This is a genomic window from Sphingomonas sp. NFR15 (assembly GCF_900103265.1).
GTDB lineage: Bacteria > Pseudomonadota > Alphaproteobacteria > Sphingomonadales > Sphingomonadaceae > Sphingomonas > Sphingomonas pollutisoli.
Map to the genome: position 1 here is coordinate 22,965 of NZ_FMWX01000012.1, position 23,865 is coordinate 46,829.

23 protein-coding genes are annotated in these 23,865 nt (G+C 65.5%); 5 read left to right on the forward strand and 18 right to left on the reverse strand.

All coding sequences use genetic code 11. The features are described 5' to 3' along the window. Position 1 precedes the first annotated feature (1 nt). The 9 genes from rplB to rpsL all read right to left on the reverse strand — a co-directional run bounded on the left by rplB (position 2) and on the right by rpsL (position 7,859). Positions 2 to 853, reverse strand: a complete 852-nt coding sequence (gene rplB, locus BLS81_RS19315; protein ID WP_093226352.1) for a 50S ribosomal protein L2 — start codon at positions 851 to 853, stop codon at positions 2 to 4. A 4-nt stretch (positions 854 to 857) separates the two neighbouring features. Further along, positions 858 to 1,172: a 50S ribosomal protein L23 gene (locus BLS81_RS19320; protein ID WP_093226353.1), complete on the reverse strand. Its 315-nt coding sequence runs from the start codon at positions 1,170 to 1,172 to the stop codon at positions 858 to 860. Continuing rightward, entirely contained in the window at positions 1,165 to 1,791 is a 627-nt protein-coding gene (gene rplD / locus BLS81_RS19325; RefSeq protein WP_093226354.1) for a 50S ribosomal protein L4, read from the reverse strand. Before rplD ends, BLS81_RS19320 begins: the two co-directional genes overlap by 8 nt. Positions 1,792 to 1,793: 2 nt before the next feature. Continuing rightward, on the reverse strand, positions 1,794 to 2,549 hold the full coding sequence (gene rplC, locus BLS81_RS19330) for a 50S ribosomal protein L3 (RefSeq protein WP_093226401.1): 756 nt from the start codon (positions 2,547 to 2,549) through the stop codon (positions 1,794 to 1,796). 208 nt (positions 2,550 to 2,757) lie between these two features. Further along, entirely contained in the window at positions 2,758 to 3,066 is a 309-nt protein-coding gene (gene rpsJ, locus BLS81_RS19335) for a 30S ribosomal protein S10 (protein WP_069206811.1), read from the reverse strand. A 257-nt stretch (positions 3,067 to 3,323) separates the two neighbouring features. Continuing rightward, entirely contained in the window at positions 3,324 to 4,517 is a 1,194-nt protein-coding gene (gene tuf / locus BLS81_RS19340) for an elongation factor Tu (protein ID WP_093226356.1), read from the reverse strand. Between the two features lie 161 nt (positions 4,518 to 4,678). Continuing rightward, positions 4,679 to 6,775 carry an elongation factor G gene (gene fusA, locus BLS81_RS19345; protein ID WP_093226357.1) on the reverse strand — a complete coding sequence of 699 codons (2,097 nt, stop codon included), beginning with the start codon at positions 6,773 to 6,775 and terminating at the stop codon, positions 4,679 to 4,681. Between the two features lie 180 nt (positions 6,776 to 6,955). Continuing rightward, positions 6,956 to 7,426: a 30S ribosomal protein S7 gene (rpsG, locus tag BLS81_RS19350; RefSeq protein ID WP_093226359.1), complete on the reverse strand. Its 471-nt coding sequence runs from the start codon at positions 7,424 to 7,426 to the stop codon at positions 6,956 to 6,958. Positions 7,427 to 7,487: 61 nt separating this feature from the next. Next, positions 7,488 to 7,859, reverse strand: a complete 372-nt coding sequence (rpsL, locus tag BLS81_RS19355) for a 30S ribosomal protein S12 (RefSeq protein WP_093226361.1) — start codon at positions 7,857 to 7,859, stop codon at positions 7,488 to 7,490. A 343-nt stretch (positions 7,860 to 8,202) separates the two neighbouring features. On the opposite strand from rpsL, the gene BLS81_RS19360 reads away from it, so the two are divergent. Then, entirely contained in the window at positions 8,203 to 9,144 is a 942-nt protein-coding gene (locus BLS81_RS19360; RefSeq protein ID WP_093226362.1) for an oxygen-dependent tRNA uridine(34) hydroxylase TrhO, read from the forward strand. A gap of 108 nt (positions 9,145 to 9,252) precedes the next feature. Here BLS81_RS19360 and BLS81_RS19365 read toward each other — a convergent pair whose 3' ends face one another. The 5 genes from BLS81_RS19365 to cyoA form a co-directional block, all read right to left on the reverse strand. Next, positions 9,253 to 10,788: an aminoacyl--tRNA ligase-related protein gene (locus tag BLS81_RS19365; protein WP_093226364.1), complete on the reverse strand. Its 1,536-nt coding sequence runs from the start codon at positions 10,786 to 10,788 to the stop codon at positions 9,253 to 9,255. Positions 10,789 to 10,886: 98 nt separating this feature from the next. After that, the gene (gene cyoD, locus BLS81_RS19370; protein ID WP_093226366.1) at positions 10,887 to 11,276 is read right to left on the reverse strand and encodes a cytochrome o ubiquinol oxidase subunit IV; all 390 of its coding nucleotides are present in this window, start codon (positions 11,274 to 11,276) and stop codon (positions 10,887 to 10,889) included. Beyond that, a complete protein-coding gene (cyoC, locus tag BLS81_RS19375) occupies positions 11,276 to 11,956 on the reverse strand; it encodes a cytochrome o ubiquinol oxidase subunit III (RefSeq protein WP_093226368.1) in 681 nt (226 codons plus the stop codon). Before cyoC ends, cyoD begins: the two co-directional genes overlap by 1 nt. After that, positions 11,953 to 13,956, reverse strand: a complete 2,004-nt coding sequence (gene cyoB, locus BLS81_RS19380; RefSeq protein WP_093226369.1) for a cytochrome o ubiquinol oxidase subunit I — start codon at positions 13,954 to 13,956, stop codon at positions 11,953 to 11,955. The genes cyoC and cyoB overlap by 4 nt, the downstream gene beginning before the upstream one ends. 3 nt (positions 13,957 to 13,959) lie before the next feature. Further along, entirely contained in the window at positions 13,960 to 14,811 is an 852-nt protein-coding gene (gene cyoA, locus BLS81_RS19385; RefSeq protein WP_256326348.1) for a ubiquinol oxidase subunit II, read from the reverse strand. 227 nt (positions 14,812 to 15,038) lie between these two features. Here cyoA and BLS81_RS19390 point away from each other — a divergent pair, with 227 nt between their 5' ends. Both BLS81_RS19390 and poxB read left to right on the forward strand, forming a co-directional pair. Then, a complete protein-coding gene (locus tag BLS81_RS19390) occupies positions 15,039 to 15,422 on the forward strand; it encodes a response regulator transcription factor (protein WP_093226372.1) in 384 nt (127 codons plus the stop codon). 234 nt (positions 15,423 to 15,656) lie between these two features. Further along, entirely contained in the window at positions 15,657 to 17,378 is a 1,722-nt protein-coding gene (gene poxB / locus BLS81_RS19395) for a ubiquinone-dependent pyruvate dehydrogenase (protein WP_093226374.1), read from the forward strand. 97 nt (positions 17,379 to 17,475) lie between these two features. On the opposite strand, the gene BLS81_RS19400 is transcribed toward poxB, so the two are convergent. The 4 genes from BLS81_RS19400 to glpK all read right to left on the reverse strand — a co-directional run bounded on the left by BLS81_RS19400 (position 17,476) and on the right by glpK (position 21,367). Further along, the gene (locus tag BLS81_RS19400) at positions 17,476 to 18,861 is read right to left on the reverse strand and encodes an aminotransferase-like domain-containing protein (RefSeq protein WP_093226402.1); all 1,386 of its coding nucleotides are present in this window, start codon (positions 18,859 to 18,861) and stop codon (positions 17,476 to 17,478) included. A 77-nt stretch (positions 18,862 to 18,938) separates the two neighbouring features. Further along, positions 18,939 to 19,247 carry a hypothetical protein gene (locus tag BLS81_RS19405; protein WP_093226375.1) on the reverse strand — a complete coding sequence of 103 codons (309 nt, stop codon included), beginning with the start codon at positions 19,245 to 19,247 and terminating at the stop codon, positions 18,939 to 18,941. A 40-nt stretch (positions 19,248 to 19,287) separates the two neighbouring features. Further along, a complete protein-coding gene (locus tag BLS81_RS19410) occupies positions 19,288 to 19,746 on the reverse strand; it encodes a DUF983 domain-containing protein (RefSeq protein WP_093226377.1) in 459 nt (152 codons plus the stop codon). Between the two features lie 115 nt (positions 19,747 to 19,861). Next, positions 19,862 to 21,367, reverse strand: coding sequence for a glycerol kinase GlpK (gene glpK, locus BLS81_RS19415; protein ID WP_093226378.1), 1,506 nt, complete (start codon positions 21,365 to 21,367; stop codon positions 19,862 to 19,864). A 146-nt stretch (positions 21,368 to 21,513) separates the two neighbouring features. On the opposite strand from glpK, the gene BLS81_RS19420 reads away from it, so the two are divergent. Both BLS81_RS19420 and BLS81_RS19425 read left to right on the forward strand, forming a co-directional pair. Then, entirely contained in the window at positions 21,514 to 23,016 is a 1,503-nt protein-coding gene (locus BLS81_RS19420; RefSeq protein ID WP_256326349.1) for a glycerol-3-phosphate dehydrogenase, read from the forward strand. Continuing rightward, positions 23,013 to 23,801 (forward strand): DeoR/GlpR family DNA-binding transcription regulator, encoded by a 789-nt coding sequence (locus BLS81_RS19425; protein ID WP_093226381.1) that lies wholly within the window; start codon positions 23,013 to 23,015, stop codon positions 23,799 to 23,801. Before BLS81_RS19420 ends, BLS81_RS19425 begins: the two co-directional genes overlap by 4 nt. The last annotated feature ends 64 nt before the right edge of the window (positions 23,802 to 23,865 follow it).

A 23,865-nucleotide genomic window follows, 5' to 3' on the forward strand; every position in this document is an offset into this window, starting at 1 on the left:
TTTAGCCCTTCTTCTTCGCGTGACGCGACCGGATGATCATCTTGTCGGTCGACTTGTTGTGACGGGTGCGCGCACCCTTGGTCGGCTTGCCCCACGGCGTGACCGGATGACGGCCACCCGAGGTCCGGCCTTCACCACCGCCGTGCGGATGGTCGACCGGGTTCTTCGCGACGCCGCGCGTCAGCGGGCGGATGCCCAGCCAGCGGTTACGGCCGGCCTTGGCGAGATTGGTGTTGCCGTTGTCGGGGTTCGACACCGCACCGATCGTGGCCATGCAGCCTGCGTGGATATAGCGCTGCTCGCCCGAGTTGAGGCGGATCATCACCATGCCCTTGTCGCGGCCGACGACCTGCACATAGGTGCCGGCCGAGCGCGCGAGCTGACCACCCTTACCGGGCTTCATCTCGACATTGTGAACGATCGTGCCGACCGGGATCTGGCCGAGCTCCATCGCATTGCCGGGCTTCACGTCAGTCTTCTTGCCGGCGATCACCTTGTCGCCGACCGCGAGACGCTGCGGCGCGATGATGTAAGCCTGATTGACCTTGCCCGCGGCATCGGCGCCATAGTTGATGAGCGCGATGAACGCGGTGCGGTTGGGATCATATTCGATCCGCTCGACCGTGCCTTCGACATCCCACAGGCGGCGCTTGAAATCGATGATACGATAGCGCTGCTTGTGGCCGCCGGCGATGCCGCGCGACGTGACATGGCCCTTGTTGTTGCGACCACCGGTCTTGCGCTTGCCTTCGGTCAGCGCCTTGACGGGGCCGCCCTTGTGCAGGCCGGAACGGTCGACCAGGATGAGACCACGGCGCGCCGGGCTCGTCGGGTTATAATGCTTCAATGCCATCGGATCAGATCCCCGTCGTCACGTCGATGGACTGGCCGTCCTTCAACGTCACGATCGCTTTCTTGACGTCCGAGCGCGTATAGTCCGCGCCCTTCCACTTCTTGGTCTTGCCCTTCTGGACAATGGTGTTCACGCCAGTGACGTTCACCCCGAACAGCGCCTCGACCGCAGCCTTGATCTCAGGCTTGGTGGCATCGTTCGCGACCTTGAACACGACGGCGTTGTGCTCGGAGAGCAGGGTCGCCTTTTCGGTGATGTGCGGCGCAACGATCACGTCATAGTGACGGATCGCAATATCGCCCTTCTGCTTCTTAGCCATTGAAGCGCGCCTCCAGCTTTTCAACGGCAGCGCGGGTGAGAACCAGCGTGTCGTGCTTCAGAATGTCGTAGACGTTGGCGCCGGCGGCCGGCAGCACGTTGATCGTCGACAGGTTGCCCGCGGCGAGCGCGAACGTCGTCTCGACCGTGTCACCGTCGATGACCAGCGCCGTCTTGCCGGTGCCGAGCTTCGCCCAGTCGGCGATCAGCGTCTTGGTCTTGCCCTCGGCAACCGCGAGGCTGTCCAGAACGACCAGCGAGCCGGCCTTGGCGTGGCTGCTGAGCGCCATCTTGAGACCGAGCGCGCGGATCTTCTTGTTCAGCGACGGATTGAAGTCGCGGGTCCGCTGACCGTGCGCCTTACCACCGCCGATGAACACCGGAGCCCGGCGATCGCCGTGACGGGCGGTACCGCCACCCTTCTGGCGACCGAACTTCTTGCCCGAGCGCGCCACGTCGGCGCGCTCACGCGTGCCGCTGGCCGTCGCACGGCGCTTCTCGAGCTGCCAGGTGACGACGCGGTGAAGAATGTCACCACGCGGGTCGAGGCCGAAGACCTCGTCGTTGAGCTCGATATCGCTGTCCGCGGTACCGGCGAAGGATTGAAGCTTAACCTTCACGATCAGCCCTCCTGGCCGTCGGTGGCCGCTGCATCGTCCACCGTCTCGGCGGGCGTCTCTGCGGGCGCATCGTTGTTGTTCTGAGCGGCCTTGAGGCCGGCGGGGTACGGAGCGGCAGCCGGACGAGCGACCTTGACCGCGTCCTTGACGAGCAGCCAGCCGCCCTTCGAGCCGGGCACCGAGCCCTTGACGAAGATCAGGCCGCGCTCGACGTCGGTCGAGACGATCTCGAGGTTCTGCTGGGTGCGCTGCGCGTCACCCATGTGGCCGGCCATCTTCTTGTTCTTGAAGACCTTGCCCGGATCCTGGCGCTGACCGGTCGAACCGAGCGAGCGGTGCGAGACCGAGACACCGTGCGTCGCGCGCAGACCGCCGAAGCCCCAGCGCTTCATACCGCCCTGGAAGCCCTTGCCCTGCGTGTAGCCCTGAACGTCGACGATCTGGCCAGCGACATAGTGATCGGCCGAAATTTCGGCGCCGACTTCGAGGACGGCGTCCTCGGCGACACGGAATTCACGGACGATCGCCTTGGGCTCGACTTCGGACTTGCCGAAGTGGCCGCGCTGGGGCTTCGAAACGTTCTTTGCTTTGGCAACGCCAGCGCCCAACTGGACGGCGACATATCCATCACGATCGGCCTCGCGAACGGCCACGACCTGGAGATTGTCGAGCTGCAGAACCGTGACCGGCACGTGCCGGCCATCGTCCTGGAACAGACGCGTCATCCCCATCTTCTTCGCGATCACGCCAGTGCGCATGATCTGATCCCTTTCCATAACAGAGGCACGCCACGGACGATTCCGCAGCGTGCGTGCTCAACCCGAAAACATTTATACTGCGTCGGCCCCGACCCGGGCTGGAGCTTCCTTGAAGGCAGGAAGCCTGTCGGGGGACGCAGACCCGAGCAAGCCCGGCGGTATCCCTATCTGCCCCGGTTACAGGGCCGAATCTCTTGAAGCGGCGCGTTTACGCGAGCTTGATCTCGACGTCAACACCGGCCGCGAGGTCGAGCTTCATCAGCGCATCGACGGTCTGCGGGGTCGGCTGCACGATGTCGAGCAGGCGCTTGTAGGTGCGCGTCTCGAACTGCTCGCGCGACTTCTTGTCGATGTGCGGGCCACGGTTGACCGTGAACTTGTCGATGTGAGTCGGCAGAGGAATCGGGCCACGGATGAGTGCGCCGGTGCGGCGGGCGGTGTCGGCGATGTCGCCGGCAGCCTGATCGAGCACGCGATGATCGAACGCCTTAAGGCGAATGCGGATGTTGCTGTCCATGTACCCTACCAATGCGAAAGAGCGGGGTGACTTTCCTCCTGCTCCGTCATCCCAGCGAAAGCTGGGATCTTGTGCCACAGCCGCGAGGCCGGAGGCGAGAGACCCCAGCTTGCGCTGGGGTGACGAAGTGGACTGGGGCCACCGCTGATTGTTCAGTTCAAAACCGGAGGCGCGCCATTACAGGCGCCTCCTATAAAAAGCAACCGCCCGCGCCTCTTGTGAGACGCGGGCGGCAAACTTTTTTTAGAAGCGTCGGATTACTTCGAGATACCGCTGACGATACCCGAACCAACCGTACGACCACCCTCGCGGATCGTGAAGCGCTGGCCCACGTCCATAGCGATCGGGGCGATCAGCTTCACGCCGAGCGCGATGTTGTCGCCAGGCATGACCATCTCGGTGCCCTCGGGCAGCTCGACGGTGCCGGTCACGTCCGTCGTGCGGAAGTAGAACTGCGGACGATAGTTGGCAAAGAACGGCGTGTGGCGGCCGCCTTCGTCCTTCGACAGCACGTACACTTCCGACGAGAAGTCGGTGTGCGGCTTGATTGAGCCGGGCTTGCAGAGCACCTGGCCACGCTCGACCTCTTCACGGCCGACGCCGCGGATCAGCGCGCCGATGTTGTCGCCGGCCTGGCCCTGATCGAGCAGCTTGCGGAACATTTCGACGCCGGTGACCGTGGTCTTGCGGACCGACGGATGGATGCCGACGATCTCGACTTCCTCGCCGACCTTGACGACGCCGGTCTCGACTCGGCCGGTGACGACCGTGCCGCGACCCGAGATCGAGAACACGTCTTCGATCGGCATCATGAACGGCTTGTCGAGCGGACGCTCGGGCTGCGGCAGATAGGTGTCGACCGCTTCCATCAGCTTCAGAACGGCTTCCTTGCCGATCTTGTCGTCCGAACCGTCGAGCGCCTTGACCGCCGAACCGGCGATGACGGGGATGTTGTCGCCGTCGAAATCATACGACGACAGCAGCTCGCGGATTTCCAGCTCGACGAGCTCGAGGATCTCGGCGTCATCGACCAGATCGACCTTGTTCATGAAGACGACCATCGTCGGCACGCCGACCTGGCGGGCGAGCAGGATGTGCTCGCGGGTCTGCGGCATCGGGCCGTCGGTCGCCGAAACGACGAGGATCGCGCCGTCCATCTGCGCGGCGCCGGTGATCATGTTCTTCACATAGTCGGCGTGGCCCGGGCAATCGACGTGCGCATAGTGGCGCGCGGTCGTCTCATACTCGACGTGCGCGGTCGAGATCGTGATGCCGCGCTCGCGCTCTTCCGGGGCCTTGTCGATGTTGGCATAGTCGACGAACGTCGCGCCGCCGGTCTCGGCCAGAACCTTCGTGATCGCTGCGGTCAGCGAGGTCTTGCCATGATCGACGTGACCGATGGTGCCGATGTTGAGATGCGGCTTAGTCCGCTCGAACTTTGCTTTAGCCATGATTCCCTACCTTAATTGATCGTTTCCGTGCCGGGATTGCCGCGCGAAAGCGGCCCCATAGCGGCTCAAAAAGAATTGCGCCAGCCCTGCGTGTCTTAATACGCAACGTCAAGCGCGTTGTGGATCGACACGCGGCGCCGGGCGCCGCGTGTCGGCTCCGATCAGGCCAGCTTCGCCTTGACTTCGTCCGCCACGTTCTGCGGAACTTCGTCATAATGCGAGAACTGCATGCTGTACTGCGCGCGGCCCTGCGTGAACGAGCGCAGCGAGTTGACGTAGCCGAACATGTTGGCCAGCGGCACCATCGCCTCGACCGACTGCGCGTTGCCGCGCGTGTCGGTGCCCTGGATCTGGCCGCGGCGGCTGTTCATGTCGCCGATGACGTCGCCGAGATAATCCTCGGGGGTGACGACCTCGACCTTCATGATCGGCTCGAGCAGCTTGATGCCCGCCTTCTGTGCCGCTTCGCGCATCGCGGCGCGGCCGGTGATTTCGAACGCCAGCGCCGACGAGTCGACGTCATGGTACGCACCGTCATACAGCAGGATCTCGAAGTCGATGATCGGGAAGCCGACCAGCGAGCCCGTGGCCGCCGTCTCGCGGAAGCCCTTCTCGATCGCGGGGATATATTCCTTGGGAATGTTACCGCCCTTGATCTCGTCCTTGAAGATGATGCCCGAACCGCGCTCGCCCGGCGTCAGCTTCACCTTGACGCGACCGAACTGACCGGTGCCGCCCGACTGCTTCTTGTGCGTGTAGTCGATGTCGACCGGCTTCGCGAGATACTCGCGATACGCCACCTGCGGCGCGCCGACATTGGCCTCGACCTTGAACTCGCGCTTCATGCGATCGACGATGATCTCGAGATGGAGTTCGCCCATGCCCTTGATGATCGTCTGGCCGCTCTCGGCGTCCGACGAGACGCGGAACGAGGGGTCTTCGCGCGCGAGACGGTTGAGCGCGACGCCCATCTTCTCCTGGTCGGCCTTGGTCTTGGGCTCGACCGACAGCTCGATGACCGGCTCGGGGAATTCCATCCGCTCGAGGATGATCGGCGCCGACGGCGCGCAGAGCGTGTCGCCGGTGGTCGTGTCCTTGAGGCCGGCCAGCGCGACGATGTCGCCCGCATAGGCCACCTGGATGTCCTCACGCTCGTTCGCATGCATCAGCAGCATACGACCGACCTTCTCCTTCTTGTCCTTCACCGTGTTGGTGACCTGCGAGGAGGTTTCGAGCTTGCCCGAGTAGATGCGCGCGAAGGTCAGCGTGCCGACGAACGGATCGTTCATCACCTTGAACGCGAGCGCCGCGAACGGCACGTTGTCGTCCGAAGCGCGCTCGTCCGGCGTCTCGCCGTCGAGCTTGACGCCCTTGATCGCCGGAACGTCGAGCGGGCTCGGCAGGTAATCGACGACCGCGTCGAGCAGCGGCTGCACGCCCTTGTTCTTGAACGCCGAGCCGCAGACGACCGGAACGAACGTCATGTTGAGCGTGCCCTTGCGGATCAGCTTCTTGAGCGTCGCGACGTCGGGCATTTCGCCTTCGAGATACGCCTCCATCGCCGCGTCGTCCTGCTCGACGACCAGTTCGATCAACGCCTCACGCGCCGCAGCGGCCTTGTCGGCTAGCTCGGCGGGGATGTCCTGATATTCGAACTTCGCGCCGAGGCTCTCTTCGAGCCAGATGATCGCGCGGTTGTTCACCAGATCGACCAGGCCCTTGAAATCGCCTTCCATGCCGATCGGCAAATAGAGGACGGCCGGCTTGGCGCCGAGGCGCTCGATGATCGAGTTGACGCAGAAGTCGAAGTTCGCGCCGGTGCGGTCGAGCTTGTTGATGAAGCACATCCGCGGCACGCCGTACTTGTCGGCCTGGCGCCACACCGTCTCGGACTGCGGCTCGACACCGGCAACGCCGTCGAAGCACGCGACCGCGCCGTCGAGCACGCGCAGCGAACGCTCAACCTCGATCGTGAAGTCAACGTGGCCCGGCGTGTCGATGATGTTGATGAGGTGCTCGTCGCCCTTGCCGTCCTCGGCGCGCCACTTGCAGGTGGTCGCAGCGGACGTGATCGTGATGCCGCGCTCCTGCTCCTGAACCATCCAGTCCATCGTCGCAGTGCCTTCGTGCACTTCGCCGATCTTGTAGGACTTGCCGGTGTAGTAAAGGATGCGCTCGGTCGTCGTCGTCTTGCCGGCGTCGATATGCGCCATGATGCCGATGTTGCGATAGCGTTCGAGCGGATGGCTGCGGGCCATGATGCGTCACTCCTGGGTGCCTGGGCGGCGATGAATTGGTAGGCGTTCTTTGCGCAACCCCCGTTCGGGCTGAGCGAAGTCGAAGCCCAAGCCTCGAACCGCGCCTCGTGCCCTTCGACTACGCTCAGGGCGAACGGATGTTGGGGTGAGGGGAACGAATCCCCTCACCTCATATAGTCATTACCAGCGATAATGCGAGAAGGCGCGGTTGGCCTCGGCCATGCGGTGCGTGTCTTCGCGCTTCTTCACCGCGTTGCCGCGATTGTTCGACGCGTCGAGCAGCTCGCCCGAGAGACGCGCCGACATGGTGTTCTCGCTGCGCGAGCGCGCCGCCGAGATCAGCCAGCGGATCGCCAACGCCTGCGCACGCTCGGGACGAACCTCGACCGGCACCTGGTAGGTCGCACCGCCGACGCGGCGGCTGCGGACCTCGATACCCGGCTTCACGTTCGCCAGCGCGTCGTGGAACACGCCGATCGGATCCTTCTTCGCACGCTGCTCAACGGTGGCGAGCGCGGTATAGACGATGCCTTCCGCGACGGACTTCTTGCCGTCGAGCATCACGCTGTTCATGAACTTGGAGAGAACCTCGTCCCCATACTGGGGATCGGGCAGGATGACCCGCTTTTCGGGCCGACGACGACGTGCCATTTCAAATTCCTTATCTGTGCTTCAGCCGGTCCGGAACCTGTCCGGGGCTTACTCTGGCGGATTACTTCGGACGCTTGGCGCCGTACTTCGAACGCGACTGCTTGCGGTCCTTGACGCCCTGCGTATCGAGCACGCCACGCAGAACGTGGTAGCGCACGCCGGGAAGATCGCGAACGCGGCCGCCGCGGATCAGCACCACCGAGTGCTCCTGCAGGTTGTGGCCCTCGCCCGGGATGTAGCTGATGACTTCGCGGCTGTTGGTCAGGCGGACCTTGGCCACCTTGCGCAGCGCCGAGTTCGGCTTCTTCGGGGTCGTCGTGTAGACGCGGGTGCAAACGCCACGCTTCTGCGGATTGGCTTCCATCGCAGGAACCTTGGACTTGGCCTTCTGCGGATCGCGGCCCTTGCGGACCAACTGATTGATCGTCGGCATGAATCTCTTCACCTTGAGAGTTGGTTACTTTGCTGGAGCCATGACGCCCCCCCGGAACAATTTGGGGAATACAAAAGGGCCTTCGGGAATCGTGCGATTCCCCCTGGCCCTGAATGCATCCAGCAATGTTCAAGCACCCACATGAAAACGTCAGTCCTCATGCGAGCAGCGGCGCCTATACAGGGGGAGTCGAAAACCGTCAATGCCGGCGCGTCGCCCCGGCGCAGGCCGGGGCCGCTGGATGGCTTGGCAGGCCGATTTCCTCCTAAACACAGCGGGCCGGCGTGCGCCGGGGCGACGGTGGCTTTGACGGCACCCGACAAACTCCTCTAGCGAGCGCGCGATGAATGCCCCCCTGCTCATCCGCATCGCCGCGCTCTACCGATTCGCCCGCTTCGACGATCCCGCCACGCTGCGCGCGCGCCTGCACGATCTCTGCGCCGGGCTCGGCATCAAGGGCACCTTGCTGCTCGCGCGCGAAGGGATCAACGGTACGATCGCCGGCGGCGACGCCGCGATCGAGACGGTCGTCACCGCGATCCGCGCGTTGCCCGGCTGCGCGGGAGCCGAGATCAAATATGCGCATGCCGCCGAGATGCCGTTCCACCGGCTCAAGGTGCGCCTCAAGCGCGAGATCGTGACGATGGGCGAACCCGAGATCGATCCGCTTGAGGATGTCGGTACCTATGTCGCGCCCGCCGACTGGAACGCGCTGATCGCGCGTCCCGACACGGTGGTGATCGACACGCGCAACGCTTACGAGGTGCGCGTCGGCAGCTTCGAAGGCGCGATCGACCCCGGTACCGACACGTTCAGCGACTTCCCCCGCTGGTTCCGCGAACACCAAAGCGACCTCGCCGGCAAGACGATCGCGATGTTCTGCACCGGCGGCATCCGCTGCGAAAAGGCGACCGCGTTCGTGAAGGCGCAGGGGTTCGATTCGGTGTTCCACCTGCATGGCGGCATTCTCAAATATCTCGAAGAGGTGCCCGCTGAGGAAAGCCGCTGGCAGGGCGAATGCTTCGTGTTCGACGAGCGAGTCGCGGTCGGCCACGGTCTTTCGCCCGGCAGCCATGCGCTGTGCCGCGCGTGCCGGATGCCGGTCAGCCCGGAAGATCTCGCCTCACCGCTCTACGAGGAAGGGGTGAGTTGCCCCGCCTGCCACGGCACGCGTGACGCGGAAAAGCGCGCGCGGCTTGCCGAACGGCACCGCCAGGTGAAGCTCGCCGAGTCGCGCGGCGAGGCCCATGTCGGCGCTGCCCCAAAGTTCGACCCGCGTTCTTAAGGCATCGGTAGAGCCATAGCCGTCGCCCCGGCGCAGGCCAGGGCCGCTATGCGTAAGGCGTCCTGCGCGCCAAGCTATCCAGCGCCCCGGCCTGCGCCGGGGCGACGATCAGTACGCCCGGCCGACGATCACCCGCTCGACCGCCGCATCCCCGGTGAACACGCATACCCCGTCGGCGGGCGCGGCATCGGCGGGGACGTTGCGCAGCGTCAGCTTGAGCGCCTTCAGACGCTCGACCACCTTTTCCAGCGCCGCGCCGGTCGGCTTAGACCATTGCACTTCGAGGAAGCCCGGGTTCTTGACGCCTTCGGCGAAGAACGCCTCGACGCCGGCAAAGTCGGTCACGTCGCGGACGATATTGGCGTCGAGCCGCGCCTTGGCGTCGGCGTAGAGCACCTGCTGGATCTCGGCCAGCATCGCCGCCGCGTCGCGCACGAAATCGCCCTTCGCCACCACCGCGCTGTCGAGCTTGCCATCCTCGCGGTACAGCCGGTCGCGACGGATCACCGAGACGTTGCCGCCGGCCACGTCGCGCCCGCCGACCTCGATCACGATCGGCGCGCCCTTCTTGACCCAGCCCCAGCGCTTGGTCGCGGCCTTGACCGCCTTCAAGTCGAGCAAAGCGCGGACCGGCTCGCCGAGCGCGGTCAGCGCGCCCAGTTCGGCACGCAAAGCCTTGCAATACTCCACGATCGCGGCGTCCTCGGGCTGGTCGCGCAGCATCGGCACGATCACGATCTGCCACGGTGCCACGCGCGGCGGCACGCGCAGTCCGTCATCGTCGCCGTGGACCATGATGAGCCCGCCGATCATCCGGGTCGAAACGCCCCAGCTCGTCGTGTGCGCCAGCTCGACCTGACCTTCCGCATTCTGGAAGGTGATGTTCTGCGCCTTGGAGAAATTGGTGCCGAGGAAATGCGAGGTGCCCGCCTGGAGCGCCTTGCCGTCCTGCATCATCGCCTCGATCGAATAGGTCGCGACCGCGCCGGGGAAGCGCTCGTTCTCGGGCTTCTCGCCGGCGATCACCGGCAGCGCGACGCAGTCCTCGGCGAACTCACGGTACACTTCGAGCATCCGCAAGGTTTCCTCGCGCGCCTCGGCTTCGCTGGCGTGCGCGGTATGGCCTTCCTGCCAGAGGAACTCGGCGGTGCGCAGGAACATACGCGTGCGCATCTCCCACCGAACGACGTTCGCCCATTGGTTGATGAGCACCGGCAGATCACGCCACGATTGCACCCAGCGCGCGAAGGCGGTGCCGATCACCGTTTCCGAGGTCGGCCGCACGACCAGCGGCTCCTCCAGCCTGGCGGCGGGATCGGGCACGAGTCCGCCCTTGCCGTCCGCGATCAGCCGGTGGTGCGTGACGACCGCCATTTCCTTGGCGAAGCCATCGACATGCTCGGCCTCCTTCTCGAAGTAGGAGAGCGGGATGAACAGCGGGAAATAGCAATTCTCGTGGCCGGTCGCCTTGATGCGGTCATCGAGCAGCCGCTGCATCCGCTCCCAGATGCCGTAACCCCACGGCCGGATCACCATGCAGCCGCGCACCCCCGATTCCTCCGCCATGTCGGCCTCGGTGATGACGGTCTGATACCAGGCGGCGAAATCGGCTTCGCGCGAGACGGAAAGGGCGTGCTTTATCATGGTGCGCGCCGATAGCGCTTGGCCGCGCCCGCGTCACCCCCTGCGAGATCCGCTCCCGTTCCGGCGCGATCGACCGATTGGCGGAGAGCCGTCGCCCGTCACGGCTGGGCCTGTGGTGACATCATCGCCGGCATCGGCATCATGTTGGCGTTGAGGTTCGACATGATCCACAGCGAGCCGGCGACCACGAGGAAGACGATCAGCACGCCGAACGCGAGCGCCAGCAGGTTGTTGGTGTTGTCGGGGCCGCTGGTGATATGCAGGAAGAACACCAGATGAATGCCCATCTGCGCGATCGCGAGCACGCACAGCCCGATCGGCACGCCCGGCCCCCACAGCATATGCGTCCTTACCGCCCAGAATGAGATCGCCGTCAGCCCGAGCGCGAGCACGAGCCCGAGGGTATAGGTGGCGACCTGGACGAGCACCGAGGCTTGATGGCTGCCGGGCGTCCGATCGTCCTCACGCTGATGATCTCGATCGCTCATCACCGAACTCCAAACAGATAGACGATCGTGAACAGCGCGACCCAGATGATATCGAGCGCATGCCAGAACAGGCTGAAGCACATCAGCCGGCGCGCGATGTTGGGCTTGAAACCGCGTGTCCAGACCTGCGCCATCATCGTACCGAGCCACAGCAGCCCGGCGGTGACGTGAAGCCCGTGGCAGCCGACCAAAGTGAAGAAACCGGACAGGAACGCGGAGCGCTGCGGCCCGGCGCCGCGACCGATGAGATCGATGAACTCGCGCAGTTCGAGCGCGAGGAACACGGCGCCCAGGAGGCCCGTCGCGAGCAGGAAGACCTGCGTCCATACAGCGCTCCGCCGCTCCGCCGCGATCGTCGCCAGCCCGCAGGTGAAGCTGGAGAACAACAGGCACACCGTCTCGACCCACGCATTGTCGATATCGAACAACTGCCGCGCGGTGGGTCCGCCGTCGGTCGCACCTTCGATCACCGCATAGGTCGCGAAGATCGCCGAGAACATGACGATGTCGGACAGCAGGAAGATCCAGAAGCCGAAGCCGACCACGGTGCGCTTGTCGGCCGGCCCGCCGGCGCCATGGCCGGTGACGCGGTCGCCGCCCCCTCCGCCGGCGCCGCGACCGATCCGATGGGGGTCGCTGGTGGGCGGTCGCGTGTCTCGCCATTCGGTCGTCGCGGTCATGCGGGCCTCCGGGCGGCGAGCAGTTGTTCACGCGAGCGGCGGCGTTCGCGGTCGATCGCGGCGACCTTATCCGCCGGGATCACATATTCCTCCTCCTCCCGCCAGGCGAAGATGACGAATACCGCGTAGGCGCCGACCAACCCGAGGATAACCAGCCACCAGATATGCCAGATCAGCGCGAACCCGGTGACGGTCGCGAAGAACGCGGTGACGAAGCCGGTTGCGGTGTTTCGGGGCATCTCGATCGGTTCATATTCGGGTTCGTCGGCGAGCCGCTGGTCCTCGATCGCGCTCTGCTTGACGCCCCAATACGCCTCCTCCCCCTGAACGTCGGGCAGAACCGCGAAATTGAACGGCGGCGGCGGCGAGGTGGTCGACCATTCTAGGCTGCGGCCGTCCCATGGATCGCCGGAAAGGTCGCGGTTCCGATCGCGCTGACGGATCGAGACGACGAGCTGGAGCGCCTGACAGCCGATCCCGGCGAGGATGATGAGCGCGCCGACGAAGGCGGCGATCATCAATGGCTGCCAGTTCATGTCGTCATAATGCTGCATCCGCCGGGTCGCCCCCATCAGACCCAGCGCGTAGAGCGGCATGAAGGCGATGTAGAAGCCGGTCAGCCAGCACCAGAACGCCGCGCGGCCGAGCCCGTCATGGAGCTTGAAGCCGAACGCCTTGGGGAACCAATAGGTATAGCCGGCGAACGCCCCGAACAGCACACCGCCGATGATGACGTTGTGGAAATGCGCGACCAGGAACAGCGAATTGTGCAGCATGAAATCGGCCGGCGGCACCGCCAGCAGCACGCCGGTCATCCCGCCGATCACGAACGTCACCATGAAGCCCACCGACCATAGCATCGGCACTTCGAAGCGCACGCGCCCGCCGTACATGGTGAACAGCCAGTTGAAGATCTTCACGCCGGTCGGGACCGCGATAATCATCGTCATCACGCCGAAAAAGCCGTTGACGTCGGCGCCGGCGCCCATCGTGAAGAAATGGTGCAGCCAGACCAGGAACGACAGCACGCAGATGCACATCGTCGCCAGCACCATCGAGCGATAGCCGAACAGCGCCTTGCCGGAGAAGGTCGAAATCACCTCCGAGAAGACGCCGAACACCGGCAGCACCAGAATATACACCTCGGGGTGGCCCCACGCCCAGATCAGGTTGATGTACATCATGGCGTTACCGCCGCCATCGTTGGTGAAGAAATGGAAGCCGAGATACCGGTCGAGCGTGAGCATCGCGAGCGTGGCGGTCAGGATCGGAAAGGCCGCGACGATCAGCAGGTTCGAAGCAAGCGCGGTCCAGCAGAACATCGGCATGCGCGTGTAGGTCATCCCCGGCGCGCGCATCTTGAGGATGGTCGTCACCAGATTGATGCCGGACAGCAAGGTGCCGACCCCGGCGATCTGGAGCGACCAGAGATAATAATCGACGCCCACGCCGGGGGAGAATCGCAGTTCGGACAGCGGTGGATACGCCAGCCAGCCGGTGCGCGCGAACTCACCGATCACGAGGCTCATGTTGGTGAGCAGCACCCCGCTCGCGGTCAGCCAGAAACTGACCGAATTGAGCGTCGGGAAGGCGACATCGCGCACGCCGAGTTGCAGCGGCACGACGAAGTTCATCAGCCCGACGACGAAGGGCATCGCCGTGAAGAAGATCATGATCGTGCCGTGGGCGGAGAATATCTGGTCGTAATGGCCGGGCGGCAGATAGCCTTGTGATGTGCCCGCCGCGATCGCGAGGTGCGAGCGCATCATGATCGCATCGGAAAAGCCCCGCAGCAGCATGACCAGCGCGAGCATGCAGTACATCACGCCGATCCGCTTGTGATCGACCGAGGTGATCCACTCGCGCCACAGATACGGCCACCAGCCCTTGAGCGTGATGAGCCCGAGCACCGCCGCGAGGACGAGCACGACGACGCAGCCCGTGACCAGCGGGATCGGCTCGCCGAACGGTATCGCGCTCCAGTTTAGCTTGCCGAGCATCGGTCAGACCTTCTTGCCGGGAATGGACGCGGTTGCATCGGCGCTGGGCGGAGCCGGCTTCTGCCCGACGATGGCGTCGAACAGGCCGGGGGCGACCGCGCCGTAGGTGAACGGCGCCAGCCCCTGGCTCGGTTCGCGCAGCGCCGCATAGGAGGCCGCGTCGAGTACCGGAGCCCCGCCTTTCGCCTGCGCCGCCCAACGCGCGAACTGCGCGTCCGGAACGGCATCGACGGTGAAGCGCATGCGCGAAAAGCCATCGCCGCTGAACTGCGCCGACAGGCCCTGATAGCTGCCGGGACGATCGGCCTGAAGATGCAGCCGGGTGGTCATCCCCGCCATCGTATAGATCTGGCCGCCAAGCTGCGGCACGAAGAAGCTGTTCATCACCGTGGCCGAGGTCAGTTGGAAACTGATCGGCGTACCGCTCGGCACGACGAGGCGGTTGACGCTGGCGATGCCGAGATCGGGGTAGATGAACAGCCATTTCCAGTCGAGCGAAACGACCTGAACGGTGATCGGCTCGGTCTTGGAAACCAGCGGCTTGGGCGGATCGAGATCGTGGCTGCCGACCCAGCCGATACCGCCGAGCAACAGCACGACCATCGCCGGGATCGACCATGTCACCAGTTCGATCCGACCCGAGTAGGACCAGCTCGGACGGTAGCGCGCGCGCGTGTTGGAGGCGCGGAACCACCATGCCACCGCCAGCGTCCCGATGATCGTCGGGATCACGATCGCGAGCATGATCGCGAGCGAGTTGAGCAGGATCAGCTTCTCGGCGGCACTCACCGGGCCCCGCGGATCGAGCACACCGCCCGCACAGCCGGGCAGCATCAGCAAGATACAGAGCGGCATCGCTGTCGCCGCGCGCGATCGGCTGGGCCGTTCTCGTACCATGATCGCGTCCCCCGGTTCTTGATATTGCTTAAAGTGGCTGAACGAAGGAGCCTTCGCTTTGTTACATCGAAGATGCGAAGCGCGGGGCGGCTAGAAACCTCCGTATGATAGCCAGCGGGGTTTCGATCGGCGAAGAGCTTGGGGAAACAGGCTCGACATCCGTATCCCTCGCTGAAAGACTCCTTATGCCGCCTCCATCCACCATCGGCGTGGTCGACGACGATCCCGCGATACGCGGGAGCATCGACAGCTTCATCCGCTCCATCGGCATGGCGACGATGGCGTTCGAAAGCGCCGAAGGCCTGCTCACCTCGGGCATGGAGGGCGAACTCGCGTGCATCGTCACCGACATCCACATGCCCGGTCTTTCCGGTCTCGACCTTCAGCGCGAGATGAAGCGACGCGGATGGCCGCACCCGATGATCCTGATGACCGCCTTCCCCACGCCCGAAGCGCGCGAGCAAGCGATGCGCGCCGGCGCGATCGCGTTTCTCACCAAACCGATCGACCCGGATCACCTGCTTGACGCGATCGAGAGCATTACCGGAAGCGACCGGCCGCACCATTGAGCGTCGCTTGAAAGTAGCGGGGCCGAATGATCCCCGCCGTCCCGGACGACCAAGCGAGCGACTAAACCAAAGGGTGATTCAGTCCGGCAGCGGCGGCCGGTAAATGACCCGTGTCGGTCGGTATGCCGATCCGGTCGGGCACGAGTTCGACCTCGGCGGGTCCGGTACGACCGTTGGCATCATCATCCCCGGGGCGCTCCGCGTGAGCCCGCGCCGGTTTCGAAAGGAACGACAATGGGCAGGACGGCAGCGGATTACATGGCGGAGACGCTCTCCGCGGCAGGCGTCAAGCGGATCTACGGCGTGGTAGGGGATTCGCTCAACGGCTTCACGGATTCGTTGCGCCGCCTGCGGACGATCGACTGGGTGCATGTCCGCAACGAGGAGGGCGCCGCTTTCGCGGCGGCGGCGGAAGCGCAACTCACCGGCGAGCTCGCCGTGTGCGCCGGCAGTTGCGGGCCGGGTAACCTTCACCTCATCAACGGGCTGTTCGACGCGCATCGCAGCGGCGCGCCGGTGCTGGCGATCGCCGCGCACATTCCGAGCACCGAGATCGGCATCGACTATTTCCAGGAGACGCATCCGCAAATCCTGTTCCGGGAATGCAGCCACTACGTCGAGCTGGTGAGCCGTGCGGACCAACTGCCGCAAGTGCTGTTGCGCGCGATGCGCGTCGCGGTGGCCAAGCGCGGCGTGGCGGTCGTGGTGCTTCCGGGCGATGTCGCGCTCCAGAAGCTCGACAAGCCGGTCCCCGGGCTGGTCGTCCCCAATCTGCCCGTCGTTCGCCCCGCCGAGGCGGACGTTCGGGCGCTCGCCGCGAAGCTCAACGCCGGCGAGCGCGTGACGCTGTTCTGCGGCGCCGGCTGCGCGGGCGCGCACGATCAGGTCGTCGCGCTCGCCCGCAAGCTGCAGGCGCCGATCGTCCATACGCTGCGCGGCAAGGAATTCGTCGAGTACGACAATCCTTATGATGTCGGGATGACCGGCCTGATCGGCTTCGCCTCGGGCTATCACGCGATGAAGGCGTGCGACACGCTGCTGCTGCTCGGCACCGACTTCCCGTACCGGCAATTCTACCCGGAGGATGCGCGCATCCTCCAGATCGATCTTCGCCCCGAGGCGCTCGGCAATCGGGCGCCGGTCGATGTGGGCGTGCTCGGCACGGTCAAGGACACGCTCGATGCGCTACTGCCGCTCATCGCCGAGAAAAAGGATTCCGCGCATCTCGACCACGCGGTGAACGCCTATCATAAGGCGCGCGCCGCACTCGACGCGCTGGCGGAAAGCGGCCCGCATAGCCGGCAGATCCATCCGCAATATCTGTCCCGCGTGGTCAGCGAACTCGCGTCGGACGATGCGATCTTCACCTGCGACGTCGGCACGCCGGTGGCGTGGGCCGCCCGCTACCTGAAGATGAACGGTAAGCGTCGGCTGATCGGCTCGTTCAACCACGGTTCGATGGCCAACGCCATGCCGCACGCGATCGGCGCGCAGGCCGCCCATCCGGGCCGGCAGGTCATCTCCTTCTCGGGCGACGGCGGGTTCACGATGATGATGGGCGAGTTCGTCACGCTCCTCCAGACCGGACTGCCGGTGAAGATCGTAGTGCTCAACAATGGCACGCTCGGCTTCGTCGAGCTGGAGATGAAGGCGTCGGGTTTCCTCGACACCAACGTCGATCTCAAGAACCCCGATTTCGCCGCGATGGCGGAAGCCATGGGCATCAAGGGCATTCGTGTCGAGACGCCGCAGGACTTGCCGGACGCGGTTCGGGCGATGCTCGCGCATGATGGACCGGTGCTGCTCGATGTCGTCAGCGCGCGGCAGGAATTGGTGATGCCGCCGACCGTGACGCTGGACGAGATCCACAAGTTCGGGCTCTTTACACTGAAGGCGGTGCTCGATGGACGCGCCGGCGAACTGATCGATCTCGCCCGGACCAGCCTGCAACGCTGATCGCCGCGCCTCCCCCTTTGCCGAGGCACGTCGCGAACGTGCCGCTCCGCGCCACGCGCCAGCCCCCTCCCCCAAGCGCGTGGCGCGGAGACGTCAGTCAGACCAGCGATATCTTTCCCGTGGCGCCCGGCGCGGTCAGCGCCCCGAGCAAGCGCAGGCCGCGTTCGAGGCGGTCTCGCGAGATCGTCCCGCCGATCGACACGCGCAACGCGGGGGGCGCGGTCGCGCGATCGACAGCGAAGGCCTCGCCGCCCACCACCGACAGGCCGTGCGGACGCAGCGCGTTGACGATCTCGCCGGGGTTGGCGTCGGCGTGCAGCCGCATCCATATGTGATAACCCTCGGGCTGACAGTGAAAGCTATCGGGATCGAGAAACTCCGCCGCGAGGGACAAACGCGTCCGCGCCTCGCCGCGAACCGCGCCGATCAGTTGCTCGAACACGCCGGTACCGATCCAGTCCACAACGACCGCCGCGTTGAGCGGCGGTGCCATGATCGCGGTTTCGTGGAGTTCCCCCGCCAGCCGCCAAGCCTGCGCGACCGCCGGCGCACGCAGCCACGCGACCCGCAAACCGGGCGACAGGATTTTCGAAACGCTGGCGATATGCCAGGTCCGGTCCGGCGCGAAGGATGCGATCGGCGGCAAGGGGCGTTCGCGCAAGAGCCCGTAGGCATCGTCCTCGATGATCGTCAGGCCGTGCCGCTCGGCGATCGCCGCGAGCGCCTGGCGACGCTCGACGCGCATCGTTGCCGTCGTCGGATTGTCGTTGGTGGGCACCACATAGATGGCGCGTACGTCCCCTTGTGCGCAGGCGACGTCGAGCGCCTCCGGGATCAAGCCTTCGGCGTCCGAGGCGATGATGGCGAGCCGCAAGCCGTAACGGCGCGCGACCGCCTGAAAGCCCGGATATACGAAACTGCCGACCGCCACAGCGTCGGCCGGTTGCAATGCCGCACTGACGATGGCGTGGAGCGCGTGCTGCCCGCCAGCCGTGACGACAACGGTATCTTCATGACAGGGGATGCCGCGCGCGTTCAGCAGATCGGCCCCGGCCTTGCGCGCCGCGACCATCCCGCCGCTCGGCTGATATTGGAAGAGGGCGGCACCGTCCGGGCGGCCCGACAGAGTTTCCACGGAGTGCCGGAACGCGGCCGCCATGCGCCCGCCCGCAATCTCCGGCGGTGCGTTCATGCCGGTATCCCCGGGTTCGCCGTGGCCGGTTTTCGCGGCGTCCGCCGCCGTCTGGCGAACGAAGCTGCCGCGGCGACCGTCCCCCTCGATCAACCCGAGCCGCCGCACCTCGCCATAGGCACGCGTGACCGTGGTCAGATCGACGCCGAGCGCTTCGGCCAGGCTGCGCTGGGGCGGCAGGCGCATGCCGCCCGTCAAGCTGCCGGCCTGGATATCGCGCGCGAGCGCCTCGGCGATCGCGAGATATTTCGGCCCCGGCACCGCCGCGATATCAGGCATCCAACTTTGCATGGCCGTCACGACATCATCCCGGCTATCATCTCCATACATAAAGCCCATGCAACCATCCGTAAGATGCCGAGGCAGGATCAGTCGCGATGAAGTCCGTACAACTCCTTGCCGTCAAGCGCGGACCGGGCGATTTCGCCCTGATCGTGATGCGCCAGCGACGTATCCAAACAATCCGTTTCCCAGAAGCTCGCATCGGCATAGCAGGCGAGCGCCCGTTCGAGGCGCCCGACCCGCTCCGTCGTTTCGGCGAGCGCTTCGAGCGCCACACGAACCTCGACATAGTCATCGCCGCCGCCTTCTCGGACGATGCGGGCATCGCCCATTCGATCGGCGCCGGCGAGATACGCCGCGGCGATCCGGCGGGCATCGTCAATCAACCGTCGCATGGACTACCCCAGCATCGCGGCGCCGCACACGCCTCCCCCCTTAATCGTCGAAATTGCTGCTGCTTTTGGTGCTTTCGCGTCCATGAAGCTGATCCCAGATCTTGTCGGTGCCCGCCTCCTGCGCGCGGTTCACATATTGCGACGCGACCAGCCAGCCCTTGATGGGACGCAGCGGCAAAAGGCAGCCGACCAACATGATCGGCAGCGAGGTGAACAGATGCACCCACCAGACTGGATCGAAAACGACCTGAAACCACACGATGAAGAAGGTCAGCGGGAACGCCACGATGCACAGCGAGAAGAAGGCGGGCCCATCATCCGGCGCCGCGAAGCGATAGTCGAGGCCGCATACCTCGCACCGATCCGCGACCTTCAGCCACGACCGGAACATGCGCCCCTTGCCGCATCGCGGGCACAGGCCTTTCCAGCCGGCTTTCAAGATCCAACGGAGTGTATCGCTTTGGGTATCCTGGGTCACGCGCGCACCGTTTGTTTGCATGTTTATCCATACATAATGTAGAATGTACGGATATCCAGAGGATCCCGGCGCGCCTCCGAAATCTGCCACGCGTCGCGGACCGATACGAGTTGGCTTCCCAGGAACGCCCGCCTGGTCAGTCGCTCTCGAAACGCGAACCGCTCAGGGTACGGCGAAGCGCGTCACGCCAGCCGGCGACGAGGAAGGCGCGTTTGTCCGCAGCCATCGCGGGCTCGAAGCATCGGGCGCGGGACCAAAGCGCGGCGAGTTCGGGCAGGCCCGACCATAATCCGACGGCGAGACCGGCGAGGAAGGCGGCGCCACGCGCCGTCGTCTCGAGATCGCCCGGACGCTCGACCGGCATTTCAAGCAGATCGGCCAGGAACTGCCCGAGCCAGTCGTTCGCGGCCATGCCGCCATCGATACGCATCATCGCCGGTCGCACGCCACCGTCGGCGACCATCGCCTCGATCAGATCCAGCGTCTGGTATCCGACCGACTCGAGCGCCGCGCGAGCGAGGTGGGCGGCGCCCGCGCCGAACGTGAGGCCGTGGATCGAGGCGCGCGCTTCCGGATCCCAATGCGGCGCGCCGAGGCCGACGAAGGCCGGCACCATGTAGACGCCGTGGCTGTCGGGCACCTGTGTCGCCATATCGTGAGTCTGGCTGGCATGGGTGATGACGCCGAGTCCGTCGCGCAGCCACTTCACCGCCGCGCCGGCCGCGAAGATCGAGCCTTCCAGCGCATAGGTGGTGCGCCCGGCGAGGCGATATGCGGGCGTGGTCAGCAGCCGATTGGCCGAACGCAGCGCCTCCTCGCCAGTGTTGAGCAGCATGAAGCAACCGGTACCATAGGTCGATTTGGCGCTGCCGCGCGTGAAACACGCCTGTCCGAACAGGGCCGCTTGCTGATCGCCCGCCATGCCCGCGATCGGGATGGCGGAATCGAACAGCCCCGGCGCGGTCGTGCCGTACAGATGCGCGTTGTCATGGACCTCCGGCAACAATGCCATCGGCACGTCGAGCAACCGGCACAAATCCGCATCCCAGCAGCCCCGGCGGATATCGAACAGCAGCGTGCGCGCGGCGTTGGTGACGTCCGTCGCATGCACTTGCCCCCCGGTCAGACGCCACAGCAGGAAGCTGTCGATGGTTCCGAACGCGAGTTCCCCACGTTCGGCGCGTGCGCGAGCGCCCGGCACATGATCGAGTATCCAGGCGAGTTTGGTGCCCGAGAAGTACGGATCGAGCAGCAATCCGGTCCGCTCGCGCACCATCGGCTCGGCGCCCGACGCCTTCAGGTGTTGGCAGCGCTCGGCGGTGCGCCGGTCTTGCCAGACGATCGCATGGTGGATCGCCGCGCCGGTGCGTCGATCCCACACCAATGTGGTTTCGCGCTGGTTGGTTATGCCGATCGCGGCGATGTCCGCGGCGCGCACGCCGCTCGTGGCGATCGCCTCGCGCGCGGTCGCGAGCGCGTCACGCCAGATCACCTCGGGATCATGCTCGACCCACCCCGGCTCGGGATAAAGCTGGGCGAACTCGCGCTGCGCCGCGGCGACGCGCTTCGCCTGCGAATCGAAGATCAGGCTGCGCGTCGACGTCGTCCCTTGGTCGATCGCCAGAATATGGGTGCCGGCCAACCTCGCTCTCCTGTTCGTTTGTTTTCGTTTGGACGATTTCTCATTTTCGTTCGCGCGTCAACGCTTTCATATTGGCGTTCCTTGCGGTATAGCGAGTCGCAACGGGAGTAAGCGAACCGATGACATCGGGCACAGCGCAAGGGGAGATGATCGACCTTCTGGTCGTCGGCGGCGGCATCAACGGTGCCGGCATCGCGCGCGACGCCGCTGGCCGGGGATTGTCGGTGCTGCTGGTCGAGCAGGACGATCTCGCCGGACATACCTCCTCCGCATCGACCAAGCTGATCCACGGCGGTTTGCGCTACCTGGAATATGGCGAGTTCCGGCTGGTGCGCGAGGCCCTGATCGAGCGCGAGCGGCTTTGGAAGATGGCGCCGCACATCATCTGGCCGCTGCGTTTCGTGCTGCCGCAAACCCATTCGCCCCGGCCCGCCTGGCTGGTCCGCGCCGGGCTGTTTCTGTACGATCATCTCGGCGGCCGCGACGAACTGCCAGGCACGAAGACGGTGCGCCTCGACCGGACGCCCTATGGCGCCGGATTGTCGGCCGGCGGGCGCGGGTTCGTCTATTCGGATTGCTGGGTGGAAGACAGCCGGCTCGTGGTGCTGAACGCACTGGACGCGGCCGAGCGTGGAGCGACGATCCTGACGCGTACCCGCCTCGTCGCGGCTGCGCGCGAGGCGCAAGGATGGGCCGCGACGATCGCCGACGCGGCAGGCGAGCGCCAGGTACGAGCCCGCGCGCTGGTCAATGCCGCCGGCCCGTGGGTGGCGGAGGTGATCGGCCAGGTGGCGGGGGCGAAAAGCGAGCGCGGTGTGCGCCTGATCAAAGGCAGCCACGTCGTCGTTCCCAGGCTTTACGAAGGCGATCATGCGTTCATGCTCCAGAACGCCGACCGGCGGATCGTATTCGCCATTCCTTACGAGGGGCGCTTCACGCTGCTGGGCACGACCGACCAACCGTGGGACGGCGCGCCCGCGAAAGCTGCGATCGACGCGGATGAGACCGCCTACATCCTGGAAACCGCCAATCGCTATTTCACCCGCCGCCTCCGCCCGGAGGATGTCGTGTGGAGCTATGCCGGCATCCGCCCGCTCTACGACGATCGGAAGGGAAGCGCCTCGGCGGTGACCCGCGATTATGTCCTTGATCTCGACGGCGGACATGGAAAGGCGCCGATGCTGAGCATCTTCGGCGGCAAGATCACGACCTACCGCAAGCTCGCTGAGCACGCGCTGGGTGAGCTCGCGCGGTTCCTGCCGAACGTCGGCCCGGCCTGGACGGCGGGCGCGCCGCTCCCCGGCGGGGCGATGCCGGGCGGCGATTTCGCGCGCTTCCTGGCCGGAATCGAGGCGGAGCGGCCGAACTTCCCGCCCGCGCTGCTGCGGCGGCTGGCGCGCGCTTATGGCACGCGGGTCACGGAAATCCTCGGTCCGGCGGCCAGCCCGGACGCGCTCGGCGCCGATCTCGGCGGCGGGCTGCACGAAGCCGAGATCGACTATCTCGTGCGTGCCGAATGGGCTCGCACGGCGGAGGACATTCTGTTCCGCCGCTCGAAGCTCGGCCTGCACGTACCGGCCGAAACCGCATCCCGCATCGACGCACTGCTCGCGGCGCGCACCGATCTGTCGCGGAGCGCGGCGGCATGAGTGTCACCGATGCCGATGATATTGTCGTTCGGCGGCACCGCCGCATCCTGGAGCTCGCACGCCAGACCGGCAGCGTGTCGGTCGAGGCGCTCGCATCACAGCTCGGGGTGACCCCGCAGACGGTGCGGCGTGACCTCAACATTCTCGCCAGTCGCTCGATGCTGTCGCGCGTGCATGGCGGCGCGGTCATCACTTCGGGGGTCGACAATCTCGATCACGACGCGCGAGGGCAAGTGGCGGCGGAGGCCAAGGCGGCCATCGGCGCCGCAGTCGCCCGGATCGTGCCCAACGGCGCGAGCCTGTTCATCAACATCGGCACCACCACCGAGGCGATGGCGCGCGCGCTCGTCAACCATCGCGACCTGCTCGTCGTCACCAACAATTTCAACGTCGTCGATATCCTCGTCGATCAGCCCTCGATCGAGGTGATCGCGGCCGGTGGGCGGGTGCGGCCGGGCGACCGCGCGATCGTCGGCGCGCTGGCGATGGATTTCGTGCGCGCGTTCAAGGTCGATATCGCGCTGATCGGCGCGTCCGCGGTCGATCCCGACGGCACCTTGTTCGATTTCGACGTCGATGAGGTGCGCGTCGCCCAAACGATCATCGCACATGCGCGCAGCACGATCCTCGGAGTCGATCGGACCAAGTTCGGCCGCGCGGCGCCGGTGCGGATCGTTGGGCTCGACGCGATCGACCATTTCGTCACCGACCGGCTCGACGACGCGGATCTCGCCGCCGCCTGCGCGGCCGCCGACGTGCATGTGATCGAAACAGAGGCCGGTTGAACCGAACACCATAAGCGCGAGCGACCGGTCATCAGAACCGGCGGTCGGATACAGGAGAGGAAGA

Bases quoted from the DNA above. Each gene is read 5' to 3' on its own strand.
- rpsG (WP_093226359.1), bottom strand. From the start codon at position 7,426: ATGGCACGTCGTCGTCGGCCCGAAAAGCGGGTCATCCTGCCCGATCCC.
- fusA (WP_093226357.1), bottom strand. From the start codon at position 6,775: ATGGCCCGCAGCCATCCGCTCGAACGCTATCGCAACATCGGCATCATG.
- BLS81_RS19400 (WP_093226402.1), bottom strand. From the start codon at position 18,861: ATGCAAAGTTGGATGCCTGATATCGCGGCGGTGCCGGGGCCGAAATAT.
- BLS81_RS19410 (WP_093226377.1), bottom strand. From the start codon at position 19,746: ATGCAAACAAACGGTGCGCGCGTGACCCAGGATACCCAAAGCGATACA.
- cyoA (WP_256326348.1), bottom strand. From the start codon at position 14,811: ATGCCGCTCTGTATCTTGCTGATGCTGCCCGGCTGTGCGGGCGGTGTG.
- rpsJ (WP_069206811.1), bottom strand. From the start codon at position 3,066: ATGGACAGCAACATCCGCATTCGCCTTAAGGCGTTCGATCATCGCGTG.
- BLS81_RS19360 (WP_093226362.1), top strand. From the start codon at position 8,203: ATGAATGCCCCCCTGCTCATCCGCATCGCCGCGCTCTACCGATTCGCC.
- rplB (WP_093226352.1), bottom strand. From the start codon at position 853: ATGGCATTGAAGCATTATAACCCGACGAGCCCGGCGCGCCGTGGTCTC.
- tuf (WP_093226356.1), bottom strand. From the start codon at position 4,517: ATGGCTAAAGCAAAGTTCGAGCGGACTAAGCCGCATCTCAACATCGGC.
- cyoD (WP_093226366.1), bottom strand. From the start codon at position 11,276: ATGAGCGATCGAGATCATCAGCGTGAGGACGATCGGACGCCCGGCAGC.
- rplC (WP_093226401.1), bottom strand. From the start codon at position 2,549: ATGCGCACTGGCGTGATCGCGAAGAAGATGGGGATGACGCGTCTGTTC.
- BLS81_RS19425 (WP_093226381.1), top strand. From the start codon at position 23,013: ATGAGTGTCACCGATGCCGATGATATTGTCGTTCGGCGGCACCGCCGC.
- rpsL (WP_093226361.1), bottom strand. From the start codon at position 7,859: ATGCCGACGATCAATCAGTTGGTCCGCAAGGGCCGCGATCCGCAGAAG.
- poxB (WP_093226374.1), top strand. From the start codon at position 15,657: ATGGGCAGGACGGCAGCGGATTACATGGCGGAGACGCTCTCCGCGGCA.
- BLS81_RS19365 (WP_093226364.1), bottom strand. From the start codon at position 10,788: ATGATAAAGCACGCCCTTTCCGTCTCGCGCGAAGCCGATTTCGCCGCC.
- BLS81_RS19420 (WP_256326349.1), top strand. From the start codon at position 21,514: ATGATCGACCTTCTGGTCGTCGGCGGCGGCATCAACGGTGCCGGCATC.
- BLS81_RS19405 (WP_093226375.1), bottom strand. From the start codon at position 19,247: ATGCGACGGTTGATTGACGATGCCCGCCGGATCGCCGCGGCGTATCTC.
- cyoB (WP_093226369.1), bottom strand. From the start codon at position 13,956: ATGCTCGGCAAGCTAAACTGGAGCGCGATACCGTTCGGCGAGCCGATC.
- BLS81_RS19320 (WP_093226353.1), bottom strand. From the start codon at position 1,172: ATGGCTAAGAAGCAGAAGGGCGATATTGCGATCCGTCACTATGACGTG.
- BLS81_RS19390 (WP_093226372.1), top strand. From the start codon at position 15,039: ATGCCGCCTCCATCCACCATCGGCGTGGTCGACGACGATCCCGCGATA.
- cyoC (WP_093226368.1), bottom strand. From the start codon at position 11,956: ATGACCGCGACGACCGAATGGCGAGACACGCGACCGCCCACCAGCGAC.